This window comes from Streptomyces sp. NBC_00080 (assembly GCF_045041255.1).
Taxonomy (GTDB): Bacteria; Actinomycetota; Actinomycetes; order Streptomycetales; family Streptomycetaceae; genus Streptomyces; species Streptomyces coriariae.
Genome location: NZ_CP108235.1, coordinates 4,934,688 through 4,950,387, shown reverse-complemented (window position 1 = coordinate 4,950,387; position 15,700 = coordinate 4,934,688). Strand labels below are relative to the sequence as shown.

Annotated in this window: 19 protein-coding genes and 1 tRNA gene; 15 read left to right on the top strand and 5 right to left on the bottom strand. The window is 70.8% G+C overall.

Going from position 1 to position 15,700, the window contains the following annotated elements:
* Positions 1-12 precede the first annotated feature (12 nt).
* Both OHU34_RS22190 and OHU34_RS22185 read left to right on the top strand, forming a co-directional pair.
* Positions 13-309 (top strand): type II toxin-antitoxin system VapB family antitoxin, encoded by a 297-nt coding sequence (locus OHU34_RS22190; protein ID WP_004943146.1) that lies wholly within the window; start codon positions 13-15, stop codon positions 307-309.
* A gap of 179 nt (positions 310-488) precedes the next feature.
* Positions 489-1,124 (top strand): LytR C-terminal domain-containing protein, encoded by a 636-nt coding sequence (locus OHU34_RS22185; protein WP_142267931.1) that lies wholly within the window; start codon positions 489-491, stop codon positions 1,122-1,124.
* Between the two features lie 89 nt (positions 1,125-1,213).
* Here the strand turns inward: OHU34_RS22185 and upp are convergent, their stop codons facing one another.
* Positions 1,214-1,849 carry a uracil phosphoribosyltransferase gene (gene upp, locus OHU34_RS22180; protein WP_028807086.1) on the bottom strand — a complete coding sequence of 212 codons (636 nt, stop codon included), beginning with the start codon at positions 1,847-1,849 and terminating at the stop codon, positions 1,214-1,216.
* Between the two features lie 168 nt (positions 1,850-2,017).
* Here upp and OHU34_RS22175 point away from each other — a divergent pair, with 168 nt between their 5' ends.
* From OHU34_RS22175 to OHU34_RS22160, 4 genes are all read left to right on the top strand, one after another.
* Complete coding sequence (locus OHU34_RS22175) at positions 2,018-2,221, top strand: hypothetical protein (RefSeq protein WP_052183856.1); 204 nt, start codon at positions 2,018-2,020, stop codon at positions 2,219-2,221.
* Positions 2,222-2,567: 346 nt separating this feature from the next.
* Positions 2,568-3,119, top strand: a complete 552-nt coding sequence (locus OHU34_RS22170) for a hypothetical protein (RefSeq protein ID WP_142265061.1) — start codon at positions 2,568-2,570, stop codon at positions 3,117-3,119.
* A gap of 50 nt (positions 3,120-3,169) precedes the next feature.
* Positions 3,170-3,601 carry a tRNA adenosine(34) deaminase TadA gene (tadA, locus tag OHU34_RS22165; RefSeq protein ID WP_020131307.1) on the top strand — a complete coding sequence of 144 codons (432 nt, stop codon included), beginning with the start codon at positions 3,170-3,172 and terminating at the stop codon, positions 3,599-3,601.
* Between the two features lie 55 nt (positions 3,602-3,656).
* Positions 3,657-3,741: transfer RNA gene (locus tag OHU34_RS22160), tRNA-Ser, on the top strand.
* Here the strand turns inward: OHU34_RS22160 and OHU34_RS22155 are convergent.
* On the bottom strand, positions 3,723-4,004 hold the full coding sequence (locus OHU34_RS22155; RefSeq protein WP_142265062.1) for a PLD nuclease N-terminal domain-containing protein: 282 nt from the start codon (positions 4,002-4,004) through the stop codon (positions 3,723-3,725). The genes OHU34_RS22160 and OHU34_RS22155 overlap by 19 nt on opposite strands.
* A gap of 184 nt (positions 4,005-4,188) precedes the next feature.
* Between OHU34_RS22155 and OHU34_RS22150 the strand changes: the two genes are divergently transcribed.
* From OHU34_RS22150 to OHU34_RS22130, 5 genes are all read left to right on the top strand, one after another.
* Positions 4,189-4,365, top strand: a complete 177-nt coding sequence (locus OHU34_RS22150) for a hypothetical protein (RefSeq protein WP_020131312.1) — start codon at positions 4,189-4,191, stop codon at positions 4,363-4,365.
* 18 nt (positions 4,366-4,383) lie between these two features.
* Complete coding sequence (locus OHU34_RS22145) at positions 4,384-4,677, top strand: Dabb family protein (protein WP_142265063.1); 294 nt, start codon at positions 4,384-4,386, stop codon at positions 4,675-4,677.
* A gap of 260 nt (positions 4,678-4,937) precedes the next feature.
* The gene (locus OHU34_RS22140; protein WP_142265064.1) at positions 4,938-5,858 is read left to right on the top strand and encodes an RNA polymerase sigma factor SigF; all 921 of its coding nucleotides are present in this window, start codon (positions 4,938-4,940) and stop codon (positions 5,856-5,858) included.
* A gap of 304 nt (positions 5,859-6,162) precedes the next feature.
* Positions 6,163-7,071 (top strand): RNA polymerase sigma factor SigF, encoded by a 909-nt coding sequence (locus tag OHU34_RS22135; RefSeq protein WP_020131315.1) that lies wholly within the window; start codon positions 6,163-6,165, stop codon positions 7,069-7,071.
* A 54-nt stretch (positions 7,072-7,125) separates the two neighbouring features.
* Positions 7,126-7,914 (top strand): hypothetical protein, encoded by a 789-nt coding sequence (locus OHU34_RS22130; protein ID WP_142265065.1) that lies wholly within the window; start codon positions 7,126-7,128, stop codon positions 7,912-7,914.
* A gap of 113 nt (positions 7,915-8,027) precedes the next feature.
* Here OHU34_RS22130 and OHU34_RS22125 read toward each other — a convergent pair whose 3' ends face one another.
* Complete coding sequence (locus tag OHU34_RS22125) at positions 8,028-8,225, bottom strand: hypothetical protein (RefSeq protein ID WP_054242212.1); 198 nt, start codon at positions 8,223-8,225, stop codon at positions 8,028-8,030.
* Between the two features lie 344 nt (positions 8,226-8,569).
* On the opposite strand from OHU34_RS22125, the gene OHU34_RS22120 reads away from it, so the two are divergent.
* The 4 genes from OHU34_RS22120 (at position 8,570) to OHU34_RS22105 (ending at position 13,097) form a co-directional block, all read left to right on the top strand.
* Positions 8,570-9,097 carry a MarR family winged helix-turn-helix transcriptional regulator gene (locus OHU34_RS22120; protein WP_230195299.1) on the top strand — a complete coding sequence of 176 codons (528 nt, stop codon included), beginning with the start codon at positions 8,570-8,572 and terminating at the stop codon, positions 9,095-9,097.
* A 13-nt stretch (positions 9,098-9,110) separates the two neighbouring features.
* On the top strand, positions 9,111-11,675 hold the full coding sequence (locus tag OHU34_RS22115) for an MFS transporter (protein WP_405767959.1): 2,565 nt from the start codon (positions 9,111-9,113) through the stop codon (positions 11,673-11,675).
* 80 nt (positions 11,676-11,755) lie between these two features.
* The gene (locus tag OHU34_RS22110) at positions 11,756-12,577 is read left to right on the top strand and encodes a YceI family protein (protein ID WP_142265068.1); all 822 of its coding nucleotides are present in this window, start codon (positions 11,756-11,758) and stop codon (positions 12,575-12,577) included.
* A gap of 49 nt (positions 12,578-12,626) precedes the next feature.
* Positions 12,627-13,097 (top strand): PPOX class F420-dependent oxidoreductase, encoded by a 471-nt coding sequence (locus OHU34_RS22105; protein WP_142265069.1) that lies wholly within the window; start codon positions 12,627-12,629, stop codon positions 13,095-13,097.
* Between the two features lie 103 nt (positions 13,098-13,200).
* Here the strand turns inward: OHU34_RS22105 and OHU34_RS22100 are convergent, their stop codons facing one another.
* Both OHU34_RS22100 and OHU34_RS22095 read right to left on the bottom strand, forming a co-directional pair.
* Positions 13,201-13,965: a TetR/AcrR family transcriptional regulator gene (locus tag OHU34_RS22100; protein ID WP_200839729.1), complete on the bottom strand. Its 765-nt coding sequence runs from the start codon at positions 13,963-13,965 to the stop codon at positions 13,201-13,203.
* Positions 13,966-14,148: 183 nt separating this feature from the next.
* Positions 14,149-15,639, bottom strand: coding sequence for an MFS transporter (locus tag OHU34_RS22095; protein WP_142265070.1), 1,491 nt, complete (start codon positions 15,637-15,639; stop codon positions 14,149-14,151).
* Positions 15,640-15,700 lie beyond the last annotated feature (61 nt).

Below are 15,700 nucleotides of genomic sequence, written 5' to 3'. Positions count from 1 at the left end.
TAGGCTTTCCGTGTGATCTTCAAGCGCATCGGAAACGGCCGGCCGTACCCCGACCACGGCCGGGAAAGCACCCGGCAGTGGGCGGACGTCGCGCCGCGCCCGGTCCGCCTCGATCAGCTGGTGACCACCAAGCAGCAGCTCGACCTGGAAACCCTGCTCGCGGAGGACTCCACGTTCTACGGCGACCTCTTCGCGCACGTCGTGAAGTGGCAGGGCGACCTGTACCTGGAGGACGGGCTGCACCGCGCGGTGCGGGCGGCACTCCAGCAGCGACAGGTACTGCACGCGCGCGTGCTCGAGCTGGACTGACCCCAGCCAGGAGCCCCGCCAGGAGCCCTGTCAGAACCCCACCCCGGCCCCGGCCGGCCCTTCGGGTTGACCCTTTCGGGTGCTTTCCCGCGCCTCGAGCGGTGTCGGATGATCGTTTATTCGTCACGGCCGCCCGGGCGCACTACGCTGCGCCCATGAGCATGCTGACTCCCCCCGGCATGGGCGGCAAGTACCGGATCACGGGGGACAAATACCCCCGCATGCGCCCCCACCGACGACGCGGCAGGCTGGTCGTGGTGGTCGTCGCCTGCGGCGCCGTGCTCGGCGTGGCCGGCTGGGGCACCCTCCAGCTCATCGACGTCTTCACGGGTGGTGGAGGTACGGCCACGGCTGCCGGAGTCGGCTGCTCGACGAAGGCGACCAAGGCGAGCCCCGCGGCCTCCGCGTCCGCCGCCGCCGCGGTAGCCGGCGCGGCGCCCAAGCCCGCGCAGATCACCGTGAACGTCTTCAACGCCACCACCCGCAGCGGCCTCGCCAAGACCACCGCGGACGAGCTGAAGAAACGCGGCTTCAAGATCGGCGAGGTGGGCAACGCCACCAAGCAGTACGACAAGAAGGTCACCGGCACCGGGATACTGCTCGGCCCCGCCACGTCGCTGAACACCTCGCTGCCGGTGCTCGCCACCCAGCTCACCACCGCCGAGCGCCGCACCGACGCGGCCCGTGCGGGCACGACGCTCGACCTGATCATCGGCAACCAGTTCAAGGCGCTGACCAGCCCGACGGCCTCGGTCAAGGCGCTGTCGGCCCTGGCCGCGCCGCAGCCCACGGCGTCCACGAAAAAGGGCTGCTAGCAGCAGCCCTTCCCGCCCCGCCACCCGCCTGTCCGAGCGAGCATGCCGAACGTCTCGGCTGCTCGGGCGGTCAGGCAGTCGGGTGTCGGCTATTCGGCCGCGCCGTAGAGCCGGTCGCCCGCGTCGCCCAGGCCCGGGACGATGTAACCGTGCTCGTTGAGGTGGTCGTCGATCGCCGCCGTGACGACGGTGACCGGGGTGCCCGCGAGCTCACGCTCCATGAGCTCCACACCCTCCGGGGCCGCGAGCAGCACCACGGCCGTCACGTCGTCGGCGCCGCGCCGGATCAGCTCGCGGATCGCGGCGACCAGCGTGCCGCCGGTGGCCAGCATCGGGTCCAGGACGTACACCTGGCGGCCGAGGAGGTTCTCCGGCATACGCGTGGCGTACGTGGACGCCTCGAGCGTCTCCTCGTTGCGGATCATGCCCATGAAGCCGACCTCGGCGGTCGGCAGCAGCCGCATCATGCCGTCCAGCATGCCGAGACCCGCGCGCAGGATCGGCACGACCAGCGGCCGCGGGTGGGAGAGCTTCACGCCGGTGGTCGGGGAGACCGGCGTCTTGATGTCGACCTGCTCGGTGCGCACATCACGCGTGGCCTCGTAGGCGAGCAGGGTGACCAGTTCGTCGGCCAGCCGGCGGAAGGTCGCGGAGTCCGTGCGCTGGTCGCGCAGCGTGGTGAGCTTGTGGGCGACCAGAGGGTGGTCGACGACGTGGAGACGCATGTCCACAACAGTAACCGGGCCGAACCCGCCCGGCGTCCCCACTCACAGTGAACCTCTCCCCCTCGACTTGACCTCGGGTTGGGCCGTTGACCGGCATCAAACCGCCCGTCGGAGGGAAAGTGGGAGAAAGGTAAGGAGACGGAGCGGGGTACCCGGAGTGGTGTGCTGATGCCTGAGCTGCCCAACCTGCCCGACAACGACTCGCCGCGGAAGGCGCGGACGGACGAGACCGACGCCGAGCGACGACGGCGCCGCGCCCGGTTCCTGCGCGAGTTGGCCGAGGCCCGCGAACTGCGCGACCGGGTCCAGCCGCGCCGCGCCAAGACCGCCCGGCTGCGCCACGCGATGCGCATGCGCACCTTCCGCTGGTAGCCGCGGCAGTACGGGACTTGGGGCATACGGGGAAGATCGCCACCGTCACGGGTGTCGCGTGGGGCGGGCGTGCGTGGACGCATGGCAAAGCCGCGTACGATCCGCTGGTGGCGGCAACGAGAGCACCGGTGAGTCGCTCGACGGACGTCTCGTGTACGTGCACATGGACGTATACATGGGCGTGCGATCAAAACCACCGGACACAGGGAGCCGAAGACGTCCCCTGGACGCTCTGTTTCTGCCACGATTCCGAGTGGGTGGGGCTCGGAGCCTGAGCTCTCTCCGCCCGCAACCTCCGCCGGGGGGACCCCCAACCGGCACGCCTAAGACCAGTGGGAGAGTCACGGTGTACTTCGCCGCACTGCTCGCGCGCACCGAAGACGGGTGGGAAGCGAGCGACACAGAGCTCGACGATGTGGAGACCCTGTCGGATCTGGCCGACCTGGCCCGGGAGGCCTCTCCCGACGACGACACGGTGCTCGTGCTGATCGAGCAGGAGGACTCCTGGTTCGGGGTCGTCCGTATCGACGGCGAGGAAGACCCTCGCATCTTCGTCTCCGACGCCGCCGCCGCCGCCCGCAGCTCGTACGGCGAGATCCTGCTCACCGACGAACTGCTCGGAAGGGACCCGGGTGACGACGACCTGGACGCCCTCGACCTCGACGGCACCGAGGACGGTGAGAACGAGGACGAGGACGACGACACCGAGGACGAGGGTGTCGTCGGCGTCGTGAACGGCAGCCCGGCCGAGGCCGTACCGCACGGCCCGGTCGGCGACGCCGGCATCCTCGACGACCTCGGCGTCGGCGAGAAGGAGCTGAGGTCGCTGTCCTCGGACGCGGTCACCGAGATCGCCGACGCCCTGGGCGCCTCGGAGGTCCTGGAGACCGTCCGCTGACCGCACCGCGAACGGCGCCGGATCCCGTACGCGACCGCTGGCGGGCCGCGATGCGGCTCGCCCTGGACGAGGCACGGCTGGCCGCCCGGGACGGAGACGTCCCGGTCGGCGCCGTCGTGCTGGCTCCGGACGGTACGACGGTCCTCGCCAGGGGCCACAACGAACGGGAGGCCGGCGGCGATCCGACGGCCCACGCGGAGGTGCTCGCCGTACGGCGGGCGGCCGCCGCGCTGGGCGAGTGGCGGCTGTCCGGCTGCACGCTCGTCGTGACCCTCGAACCGTGCACGATGTGCGCGGGCGCGCTCGTGCAGTCCCGGGTGGACCGGGTCGTCTACGGCGCCCGCGACGACAAGGCGGGCGCGGCCGGCTCCCTCTGGGACGTCGTCCGCGACCGACGGCTCAACCACCGCCCCGAGGTCGTCGAGGGAGTCCTCGCCGAGGAGTGCGCGGGGCTCCTCACGGAGTTCTTCCGCGACCGCTGACCGCCCCTGAATACCGATTTCAAACCAGGGCCCGCCTTGCTGTAGGGTCTCCCTCGGTAGCGTGTCCGAGCGGCCGAAGGAGCTCGCCTCGAAAGCGAGTGTGGCGCAAGTCACCGAGGGTTCAAATCCCTCCGCTACCGCTTCTGGACGAAGGGTCCGGCTCCATGAGTCGGGCCCTTCGTCGCGTCTCCGGGCATTCGCGCGGCTCGGGGTGCTTGCCCAGGTACACCCAGGCGAGGCCGCCGACGACCGGGGCGCTGAGCAGGAAGAGCAGCCAGAGCGGCTTCGGCACGTACCGGACGCGCTCCCCGGGGGTACGGGCGCAGTCGAGCAACGCCCACAGGCACAGCACCGCAACGAGGACCATCGGGGCGACGGTCAGCGGTTCCAGCAGTCCCAGCATTTTCCTCCCCTTCCCTTCTTCCACTCCGCCCGGCACGCACCGGCGTTCACCCCCTCATCGGACGAGGACCCGCGATCGGTTCACGAACGCGCCGTGGACACTCAAAAGCGGTGTGAAAATCGCACTTACGGTTACACTCGCCGCCGTCAACAAGGCCCGGGTGGGCTCATACAGGGGAGGCCAGGTGGCGGTGAACGCCAAGAAGATCGCCGTCTACGTACTCGTGGTCTTCGTGCTCTACGTGATCATCACGGACCCGGCGAAGGCGGCCGACTACGTCCAGATAGGCTTCCAGGGCATATCGGACGCCGCCAAGGCCGTCGGCGACTTCTTCACCTGGCTGGCCGACGGGGCCGAGTAGCTCGCACTGGGAGTGCCCATGATCCGCCACCTGGTCCTTTTCAAGCTCGACGAGGGCGTCGAGCGCGACGACCCTCGGGTCGTGCGGGGTGAAGCGGCCTTCCGGGCGCTCGGCGGCCGGATCGAGGAGCTGCGCTTCTGGGAGCTGGGCTGGAACATCAGCGACCGGCCCGTCGCCTACGACTTCGCGATCAACTCGGCGGTCGAGGACGCGGACGCGCTGAAGCGGTACATCGAGCACCCGGCCCACCAGGAGGGCGTCGCCCTGTGGCGCGAGTTCGCCACCTGGGTGGTCGCCGACTACGAGTTCTGAGCCGCCCTTTTCGGCTTCCGGTCGCCGTTCCCGGCGTCCGAGCCACCCTTCTCGGCGTTCTTCAAGCAGTCCTTTCGTCGGTTCGGAGCCCTCCGCGGGAACAGCGGGGGGCTTTCGCACGTCGGGAATCAGGGCGCTCGGCTCAACTTCTCCCTCAACACGGCGTTATGGGGTGCTTGCACACAGTGCACATGTCTTGTGATGCTATGACCGCTTTTGACGGATGAGTTGACCGATGTTGACCTGACGAAGAGGTGGCGTTGACCGTGTCGGCCAGTACTGCGCCGCCTCAGGAAGAGGCACCCCCGGCACCCGCCCCCGCGCCTGCCCTGGAAGCCGTCCCGCAGGCCCCTGCGGCAGCCGTCACGGAAGCCCTCGCGGAAGTCCTCACGGAACCCGTCCAACCGCCCGAGCGGCGCCGGGGCGCCGACACCCGGGCACTGACCCAGCTCCTCTTCGGTGAGCTCAAGGAGCTCCAGCCGGGCACGCCGGAGCACAACCGGGTGCGCGGGGCGCTCATCGAGGCCAACCTCCCGCTCGTGCGCTACGCGGCCGCCCGCTTCCGCTCCCGCAACGAACCGATGGAGGACGTCGTCCAGGTCGGCACCATCGGCCTGATCAACGCCATCGACCGCTTCGACCCGGAGCGGGGCGTGCAGTTCCCGACGTTCGCCATGCCGACGGTGATCGGCGAGATCAAGCGGTACTTCCGCGACAACGTCCGCACGGTCCACGTACCGCGCCGGCTGCACGAGTTGTGGGTGCAGGTCAACAGCGCGACCGAGGACCTGACGACCGCCTTCGGCCGCACTCCGACGACGGCCGAGATCGCCGAGCGGCTGCGCATCGGCGAGGACGAGGTGCTCTCCTGCATCGAGGCGGGCCGCTCGTACCACGCCACCTCGCTGGAGGCGGCCCAGGAGGGCGACGGCCTGCCGGGCCTGCTGGACCGCCTCGGCTACGAGGATCCGGCGCTGGACGGCGTCGAGCACCGCGACCTCGTGCGCCACCTCCTGGTCCAACTCCCCGAGCGCGAGCAGCGCATCCTGCTCCTGCGCTACTACAGCAACCTCACGCAGTCCCAGATCAGTGCGGAACTCGGCGTCTCCCAGATGCACGTGTCCCGGCTACTCGCGCGTAGCTTCCAGCGGCTCCGCTCGGCGAACCGCATCGAGGCGTGACGCGGGGCCCGAAGGACACGTCACTCGATCAGGGATCGGAAGCCTGAGCGAGTCGTCACCGCTGAGAGCGAATCGCTCGCCCGGCCCCTTCCCGGCAGATCTGCGCTGAAATGCCGTCAGACCCCCTCTTTCCAGGGCTGATTCGTCACTCACATGTCGACATGTCACTACAGCGTGTTGCCGACATGTGACATTCTGCCGGAAGCGCGTTTGCCGGGGCTTCGGCTCCGGTATTCAGGTGAAGGCTGACGTTCCTCAAGCGGGAATGTTCGCCGCGACCGTCCCGCGACCCAAAGGGGGTGGCATGTCCGCAGATCAGGGCAGCTCCGAGGTGCTCACGCTCACAAAGAGCGAGTCCGCGCCAAGCGCGCCCGTCGAGCCCGCCGTGCTCGACGTGCTCGACGACGTCACGGCCCCCGAGGCCGCTCCGGCCCCGGTACTCACGACAGGGGCCATCGACACCCGCACCCTGTCCCGCTCCCTGTTCCTGCGACTGGCCACCCTCGCCGAGGACAGCCCCGAGCGCATGTACGTCCGGGACACCCTCATCGAGCTCAACCTCCCCCTCGTGCGTTACGCGGCGGCCCGCTTCCGCTCGCGCAACGAACCGATGGAGGACATCGTCCAGGTCGGCACCATCGGCCTGATCAAGGCGATCGACCGCTTCGACTGCGAACGGGGCGTGGAGTTCCCGACGTTCGCCATGCCGACGGTCGTGGGCGAGATCAAGCGCTTCTTCCGCGACACCTCGTGGTCGGTGCGCGTCCCGCGCCGCCTCCAGGAACTGCGCCTGGCCCTCACCAAGGCCAGCGACGAGCTCTCCCAGAAGCTGGACCGCTCGCCGACGGTCGCCGAACTCGCCGCGGTGCTGGGCGTGTCCGAGGAGGACGTCGTCGACGGCCTCGCAGTCGGCAACGCCTACACGGCCTCCTCGCTGGACTCCCCGGCACCGGAGGACGACGGCGGCGAGGGCTCCCTGGCCGACCGCCTCGGCTACGAGGACACGGCCCTGGAGGGCGTGGAGTACCGCGAGTCGCTGAAGCCGCTGCTGGCCAAGCTCCCGCCCCGCGAGCGCCGCATCATCATGCTGCGCTTCTTCGCCAACATGACCCAGTCCCAGATCGGCGAGGAGGTCGGCATCTCCCAGATGCACGTCTCCCGTCTGCTGACCCGGACCCTGGCGCAGCTGCGCGAGGGCCTGATCTCCGACTAGCCGGACTCGGCCCGAGGACTTCCCTCCTGACGGAGTGTCAGCGACACTGACGCGATGCGAAGTCCGCCACGGGATCCGACACGGGCACGTGGCCGCCGGGGCGCCGTATGGGGCGCGTCGGCGGCCGCCGTCGTGATGGCGGCCGGTCTGTTGGCCGCCTGCGGGGGAGACGGGCACAGCGGCGGCTACGTCGCCATCGGCGGAGCGGGCGACACCGCGCTGCCGGACACGCGGACCGGCGACTCGGCGGATCCGACGGGCGGAGTACGACTCGTCCCGCTGGACGACGAGAGCGGCTCCCCCGCGGGGCCGGCCGGTCCGGGGGCCCCGGCGCCGGAAACGGCCGGACACGGGGCGGAGGGCACCACGGGAGGCGACGCCGGGACCGGCGCCCCACGGACCACCACTCCTGACGTCCCGGGCGCCTCAGGCACCCCGGGCGGCTCTCCTGGCGCCGAGGGCGGCTCCGCGGGCGGTACGCCACCGGACGCGTCCTCACCGGCGCCCACGGCCCCACCGAGCACCGCGCCCCCGGGACCGGCCTCGCTGGCCGTGAGCGATCCCGTCCGCGCGGGGACGGATCAACGGTGGTGCGAGGACGTGACCCTCACCTTCCGCAACTCCGGTGGCACCGCGGTGCGTTCCGGCACGGTCACCTTCGGGACCCACGTCATCGACGCGATCGGCATCGACTGGGCGACACGCGAGTCGGCGGCCACGCTCCCGACGCCGATCGCCGCGGGGGCGCGCGAGGAGAAGACCTGGACGGTCTGCGTCGACGCGTGGCGTGTACCGCTGGGCATGCACATCGAGACGCGGGACGTGTCGGTCCGGTGGGAGTGAACGGCCGGCGCAGGACATGCAAGGAGACGGGGGCGTGCGCGCCGACCCCGCTGTGACGCACGGCGGTCGACGCGCTCGGTCACCCCGTCACCCTGTCCGGTGCGGGCCGGCGGTTACTTCAGTGCCAGCCAGGCGACCGCGGCGACGATCACGACCGCGGCGACGATTCCGACGATCAGGCCGATACGGGGCCCGGACTGGGTGGGGGCCGGCTGGGCGGCCCGGGGGGCGCCGTCGTCGACGAACGCGCGGAACATCTGGGTGCTGCCGGCGGGGTCGTGGTTGCCCTGGGGGCCCTGCGTGTTAGCCATGGGCCGAGACACTAGCGAAAATGCGCGGGGCGCCCCAAGTGGGGGTGGGAAGTCCGGCCGACCGGAACCCCCCGGACCCGCCCGCCCACTTGGGCACCCGGAACGCGTCCGCCGCTCTCGCCGACCACCTTGCCCGGCACCCGACCCCGCCGTCTCCGGATGCCGACCGCCTTGCCCGGCACCCGGAGACAGCCCGGATCGGGGCACCCACAGCGCCCCCACCTGCACATTTACCGTCGCAATACTTGCCTTTGCCAACTTTTTGCGGGCCTCGGGGCCGCTTTATTTGCCTGTAGCAACCAACCGCTCCTATGGTTGCCCTAAGCAACAAACTGGGAGGTGTGATGGCAGGGCAGGCGCAGTACGAGGAGCTGGCGCGTCAGCTCAGTGCCGTCGGGGCGGTCAAGCGGGACCTCGGGCGGATCCTGCCGCCCGACTGCTCCGCGGGCTCGGCCGGCGTACTGGCGCTCCTCGGCCGCCACGGCGACATGCGCATGAGCGCTCTCTCCGAGCTGCTCGCCGTCGACATGTCCGTGACCAGCCGACACGCCGCGCACCTCGCCGACCGGGGCTGGATCGAACGCTCCCCCGACCCGGCGGACAAGCGCTCCCGCATCCTGCACCTCACGCCCGAGGGCCACGCGATGCTCGTCGAGCTGTCACGCCGGAGCACCGAACTGCTGGCGGAACGGCTCGACGACTGGACCGACGCCGAGGTCGGCCGGCTGATCGCCCTGCTGACCCGGCTGCGCGCCAGCTTCGGCGACTGCCGAACGGTCACGCACCGGCCGACGGCCCCGCCCGTGCCGCCGCCTCCCGTTCCCGTAAGCGAACAGACACCGACCACCCGTACACCCGCACAAGCAACATAGGAAAAGGAAGCCCATGGCAACGACCACACCAGCCGGTGTGCGGGCTCACGCGAAGCACGGCGGAGGGTCCCACGGCTCCGCCGAGGCCACTCCGATGACCCACCGGCAGATCATGGAGGCCCTCTCCGGGCTGCTGCTCGGGATGTTCGTGGCGATCCTCTCGTCCACGATCGTCTCGAACGCCCTGCCGGAGATCATCGGCGACCTCGGCGGCGGCCAGTCCGCCTACACCTGGGTCGTGACCGCCACCCTGCTGTCGATGACGGCGACCACCCCGCTCTGGGGCAAGCTCGCCGACCTGTACCCCAAGAAGGCGCTCGTCCAGATAGCGCTGGTCATCTATGTGCTCGGGTCCGCGGCCGCCGGTCTGTCGCAGAACCCCGGCATGCTGATCGCCTGCCGTGTCGTGCAGGGCGTCGGCGTCGGCGGTCTGTCCGCCCTCGCGCAGATCGTCATGGCGGCGATGATCTCCCCGCGTGAGCGCGGCCGTTACTCCGGCTACCTCGGCGCGACCTTCGCCGTCGCCACCGTCGGCGGTCCGCTGCTCGGCGGTGTCATCACCGACACCAGCTGGCTCGGCTGGCGCTGGTGCTTCTACGTCGGCGTCCCCTTCGCCGTCATCGCGCTGATCGTGCTCCAGAAGACCCTGCACCTGCCCACCGTGAAGCGGGACGTGAAGGTCGACTGGGCCGGCGCGTTCTTCATCTCCGCCGCGGTGTCGCTGCTGCTGGTCTGGGTCACCTTCGCCGGTGACAAGTACGACTGGCTGTCGTGGCAGACGTACGCGATGGTCGCGGGCTCGATCGCACTCGGGCTGATCTTCGTGCTCGTCGAGTCGAAGGCCACCGAGCCGATCATCCCGCTGCGCCTCTTCCGCAACCGCACCATCACCCTGTCCTCCATCGCCTCGATGTTCGTCGGCGTCGCGATGTTCTCCGGCACGGTCTTCTTCGCCCAGTACTTCCAGCTGGCCCGGGACAAGTCCCCGACCATGTCGGGCGTCATGACGATCCCGATGATCGGCGGCCTGTTCGTCTCGTCCACCGTCTCCGGGCAGTTCATCACCAAGACCGGCAAGTGGAAGGCCTGGCTGGTCAGCGGTGGCGTGCTCATCACGGCCGGCCTCGGTCTGCTGGGCACCATCCGCTACGACACGGAGTACTGGAAGACCGCGGTCTTCATGGCCCTGCTGGGCCTCGGTGTCGGCATGATGATGCAGAACCTGGTGCTCTCGACGCAGAACCAGGTCGAGCCGAAGGACCTCGGCTCCGCCAGCTCCACGGTCACCTTCTTCCGGTCCCTGGGCGGTGCGATGGGCGTCTCGGCGCTGGGCGCCGTCATGGCCAACCGGATCACCGACTACGCCAAGGACGGCATCACCGACCTCGGCCCCAAGTACGCCTCCCTCGCCTCCGGTTCGAGCTCGTCCAGCTCGATCCCGGACATGGACAAGCTGCCCGCGCCGCTGCGCACGGTCATGGAGAGCGCGTACGGCCACGGCATCGCGGACGTCTTCCTGATCGCGTCCGTCCTGGCGCTGCTCGCCCTTCTGATCACCCTGTTCATCAAGGAGGTCCCGCTGCGGACCAAGGGCGCGCTGGCGCAGGCCGCCACGGCGGAGACGGAGACCCCGGCCACGGCCACCGCGACCACCGCGGCCGCTGCGGCTCCGGCCACGGTCACTGCTCCCGCCGAGGAGCACGTCCCCAGCTGGGCGGTCGCCGAGACGGCTGCCGAGCCGGGTCGGGAGGCCGGTCCGCAGGGCACGCAGCGACTCGCCGCCGTCGCCACCGCCGAACCCCTCCAGGCGCCCTCGGGCGGCATCCCGATGCACGGCTTCGTGCGCGGCGCGGAGAGCGCGCCCGTCCCGCAGGCCGCCGTCACCCTGATCTCGCTCGCCGGACGCCAGCTCGGCCGGTCGGTCGCGCAGGCCGACGGTTCCTACGGACTGGACGCGCCGGGCACGGGTTCGTACGTGCTGATCGCCTCCGCCGACGGCTTCCAGCCGCAGGCCTCCACCATCGTCGTGAACGGGGAGCCCGTCGCGTACGACATCCTGCTCAGCGGGACCAGCGGCCTCAGCGGTGTCGTGCGCGCCGCCGGGTCGGGTGAGCCGGTCAAGGACGCCATGGTGATCGTCACCGATGTGCGCGGCGATCTGCTGGCCACCGCGGCCACCGGCGAGCAGGGCGAGTTCTCCTTCGCCGAGCTGGTGCCGGGCGCCGTGACCGTCGCGGTGAACGCCGTCGGGTTCCGGCCGCGCGCCCTGCCCGTCGAGGTCGGCGCGACGGGCGTGACCCGTGCGGAGGTCGTCCTCGAAGCGGGTGCCCAGCTCCAGGGCGTCGTCCGGGCGCCGTACGGTCCGCTGGCCGACGCGCGCGTGACGCTCGTCGACGCGGCGGGCAACGTGGTCGGCACCGCCACCACCGGCGCGGACGGGGCGTACGCCTTCGCCGACCTCGACGGTGGCGAGTACACGGTCATCGCGACCGGCTACCCGCCGGTGGCCACCGCGCTGACCGTGGCGGGCGCCGGCATCGACGGCCACGACATCGAACTCGCCCACCCCGGCGAGTAGTTCCGACAGATATCGGCTCCGGCCCGGTGCGGGGGTTTCTGCCCCGCACCGGGCCGGTTCCAGTTCGAGGAGTACATGAGATGGGACTGACCGCGAAGATCCGTACGCGGGACGGGTGGGCCGTGTCGCACGCGGTCGTCACGGTGACCGACATGGCGGGCGGCCAGGTGCTGCGCGCCGAGGCCGACGGGGAAGGAGCCGTCCGGGACGCGACCGCGCTGGTCCCGGGGGCGTACACCGTCATCGTCACGGCCGTCGGGTACGCGCCCGCGGCTGCCAGCGCGATCGTGACGGCAAGCGGCCGCGCGGAGGTGGGGACCGTGACCCTGGCCCGGCGGGGCGGCACGGAACTGCCCCCGCCCGGACCCTGGACCGTCGACCCGGCGCACTCCGCCGTCGGCGCGGTCGCCCAGCACCTGGGCATCTCCAGCGTGCGCGGGCGGTTCACGCGGTTCTCGGCGGCGATCGAGGTGGCCCCGGACGACATCGCCAAGTCCCGCGTGGACGCGGTGATCCGTGCGGCCTCCATCGACACCGGCAACGCCATGCGCGACACCCACCTGCGCTCTGCGGACTTCCTGGACGTCGAGACGTACCCGGAGATCACCTACCGCTCCGCCGGAATGACCCCGGCGGGCCCGGACCGCTGGACCGTCCACGGCGAGCTGTCCCTGCACGGGGTCGCCCGTCCCGTCGACCTGGACCTCGCCTATCTGGGCACCGGCTCCGACCCCTGGGGTGGCACCCGGGCCGCCTTCCGGGCCACGACGGAGCTGCACCGAGAGGACTTCGCGATGAACTACAACCAGGTCGTCCAGGCGGGCATCGCGGCCATCGGCACGACCCTGAAGGTGGAGCTGGACGTCCAGGCGGTGCAGGGCGACACACTGCCCCAGGCGTAGGCACGGCAGGGTCAGCCGGAACGGGCACCGCTGCGCCTAGGCTGACGCCATGGCACCGAACATCGCGACGAACACCAAGGTCTCCCTGGACGAGTTGCTCGACTTCGTACGGCCCCGGCACCGCGCGATCCTGCTGACCCGGCGCGCCGACGGCAGCTCCCAGGCCTCGCCGCTGACCTGCGGGGTCGACGACTCGGGGCGGATCGTCGTCTCCACCTACCCCGAGCGGGCCAAGACGCGCAACGCCAAGCGGGACGAGCGGGTCGCCGTGCTCGTGCTCAGCGACGACTGGAACGGGCCGTGGGTCCAGGTCGACGGCAATGCCGAGGTGATCGACACGCCCGACTCCGTCGAGCCGCTCGTGGAGTACTACCGCAACATCGCCGGCGAGCACCCTGACTGGGACGAGTACCGCCGGGCCATGCTGAAGCAGGGCAAGTCGATCATCCGGATCACCCCGGAACGTTGGGGCCCGATCGCGACCGGCGGCTTCCCGGCCCGACTGGTCACCGACCAGTAGGCGGGGGCCGCCTGCCCCGACCGGCAGGTGGGGGCAGGCGAGCCAGGAGCTCCGAAGCCGCCGGGCCAGGAGCCGGGAGCCCGTCGGGCCACGGAGCCCGGGGTCAGCCGCGTTTCACCATGGCCTCGATGCCTGCGATCAGCAGGTCCAGGGCGAAGGTGAAGTCGCGGCTCATCATTTCCTCGACCGTGTCGCCGCCGCGGGCCGCCATGAGGGCTTTCGACTCCTCGATGATCTCGGCGGTCTGCGGGGCGCCGGCCGTCGCGGTCATGGCCTGGTGGAAGTACTCGTCCGGGGTCAGACCGGTGTCCGCGACCCGCGCGAAGAAGTGGCCCTCGATCGTGCCGTAGCCGTACACGAACTGGAAGACGGCCGAGATCGCGCCGGTGATCCCGTACGCGGGCAGGCCGGTGCGGCGTACGACCTGCTGGACGGTGCGGGAGAAGACGAGCGAGTTCGGGCCGATGTTGAGGTAGTGGCCGGCCAGCGGGGACAGCCACGGATGGCGGACCAGCAGCCCGCGGTACTCCGTGGCCAGCGCGCGCAGCTGCTCACGCCAGTCCGCGTCCTCGTCCGCCGGGTCGGGCAGCGCCGTCAGCTCGCCGAAGGCGCTGTCCAGGGCGAGTTCGAGCAGGTCGTCCTTGGTGTCGACGTACCAGTACACGGACATCGCCGTCACGTTCAGCTCGGCCGCGAGCCGCCGCATGGAGAACTTGGCGAGCCCCTCCGCGTCCAGGAGCCGCACGGTGGCCTCGGTGATCCGGTCCCGGTCCAGTCCGGAGGGCTGTCCCCCGCCACGGCCACGCCGACGTGCCCTGCCCTCCAGCCACACACTGCGATGCGCGGCGCCCTTGGCGGTCTCGGCCATGGCAAGGCACCTTCCTTCCGGTAACTGGGGAAGATGCTAGGCCGAGGGCTGCCGTCGTGGCGCGGGGGACCGCCCTGACATGCGGTTCCGTCGCGCCGGGGAGCCGACCGGGCTCGGCATGCCGAAGCCCACCGCCGAAGCCACCGTCCGCACGCGGGGATCGACATGCCGGAGCTCCCGCCCTCACGCGACGACCCGCACCGACGGCTCCTCCCTGCGCTCCGCCCGGGTCAGCAGGGCCGCGGCGACCACCCCGCCCAGCAGCACGGCGGCCGCTCCGATCAGGAGGCTGACCTCCAACCCGGAGGAGAACGAGTCGATCACCCGCGCCTTCTCCGCCACCGAGTTCGCCGCCGCCAACGCCACCGGCAGGGACACGGCCGCGAACCGCGCGTTCAGCACGGCGCCGAGCACGGCGACCCCCAACCCGGTGCCGAACTCCGCCAGCGTCCCGTTGACGCCCGCGCCCACCCCCGCCTTCGCCGGCGGGATCGAGCTCATGATCGCGTACGCCATCGCCGGGCTGGCGACCGACGTCCCGGCACCGATGAGCAGCAGCCCGATCAGCATCCCGGAGTAGCCGCCCGAGGCGAGCGTGGCGACGGCCGTCAGGCCCCCCGCCACCAGCGCCATCCCCACCAGCACCGACACCGGCCCACCGAGCCTGGCCATCACCTTCGCCGACAGTCCGGTGAAGTTGAGGGCCACCACGGTCAGCGCCAGCGGCGCGGTGCGCAAACCCGCCTCCAACGGGCCGTAGCCGAGGACGAACTGCAGCTGCTGGGTGAGCAGGAACAGCGCGCCACCCATCCCGAAGGTGACCAGGACCGCGCCGGCGACCGCGCCCGTGAACCGTCGGTCACGGAAGAACGCCAGGTCGAGCATGGGGTACGGGATTCTCGTCTCCCAGTAGGCGAACAGGGCGAGGGCGACGACCGCCAGCCCCGCGCTCACCAGGACCCGCGACGACGCCCAGCCGTGCGAGGGACCGGAGATGATCGAGAAGACCAGCGAGGTCATACCGACGGTCGACAGGAACGCGCCGAGCAGATCGGGACGGTCGCCCTGCGGGTTCTTCGTCTCGGGGACCAGGGCGACGACGGCCACCAGGCCCAGCGCCGCCACCGGCAGGTTGATCAGGAAGATCGCGCCCCACCAGAAGTGGTTGAGCACGAAGCCGCCGATGAGCGGGCCGGTCGCGAAGCCCAGCGAGTTCACCGCGGCCCAGATGCCGATCGCCTTCGGCTGTTCCTCGGACACGAAGACCTGCATCACGACGGCCAGGGTGGTGGTCAACAGCAGCGCCCCGCCCACACCCATCCCGGCCCGCGCCGCGATCAGCTGGGCGGTGGTCTGCGAGAGACCGGCCGCCAGCGAACCGATGCCGAACAGCGCCAGGCCCGCGACCAGCATCCTCTTACGGCCGTAGCGGTCGGCGGCGCTACCGGCGGTGAGCAGCAGACCGGACTGCACCAGCGAGTACGCGTTGATCATCCACTGGATGTCGGCGGTGGCCGCGTCCAGCTCCCGGGTGAGCGAGGGGATGGCGACGTTCAGGACGGTGTTGTCGAGCAGCACGGTGAGCTGCGCGAGGCAGATGACACCGAGGATCAGCCAGCGCCGGGGATGTCCGGGGGAGCTTCCCAGGAGGGTCGGGGAGGGGGACGTAGTCATGTTCTACACCGTAGAACTGTTCTCATACGCCGTACAACAAAATTGTTCGGGACATGCCTCG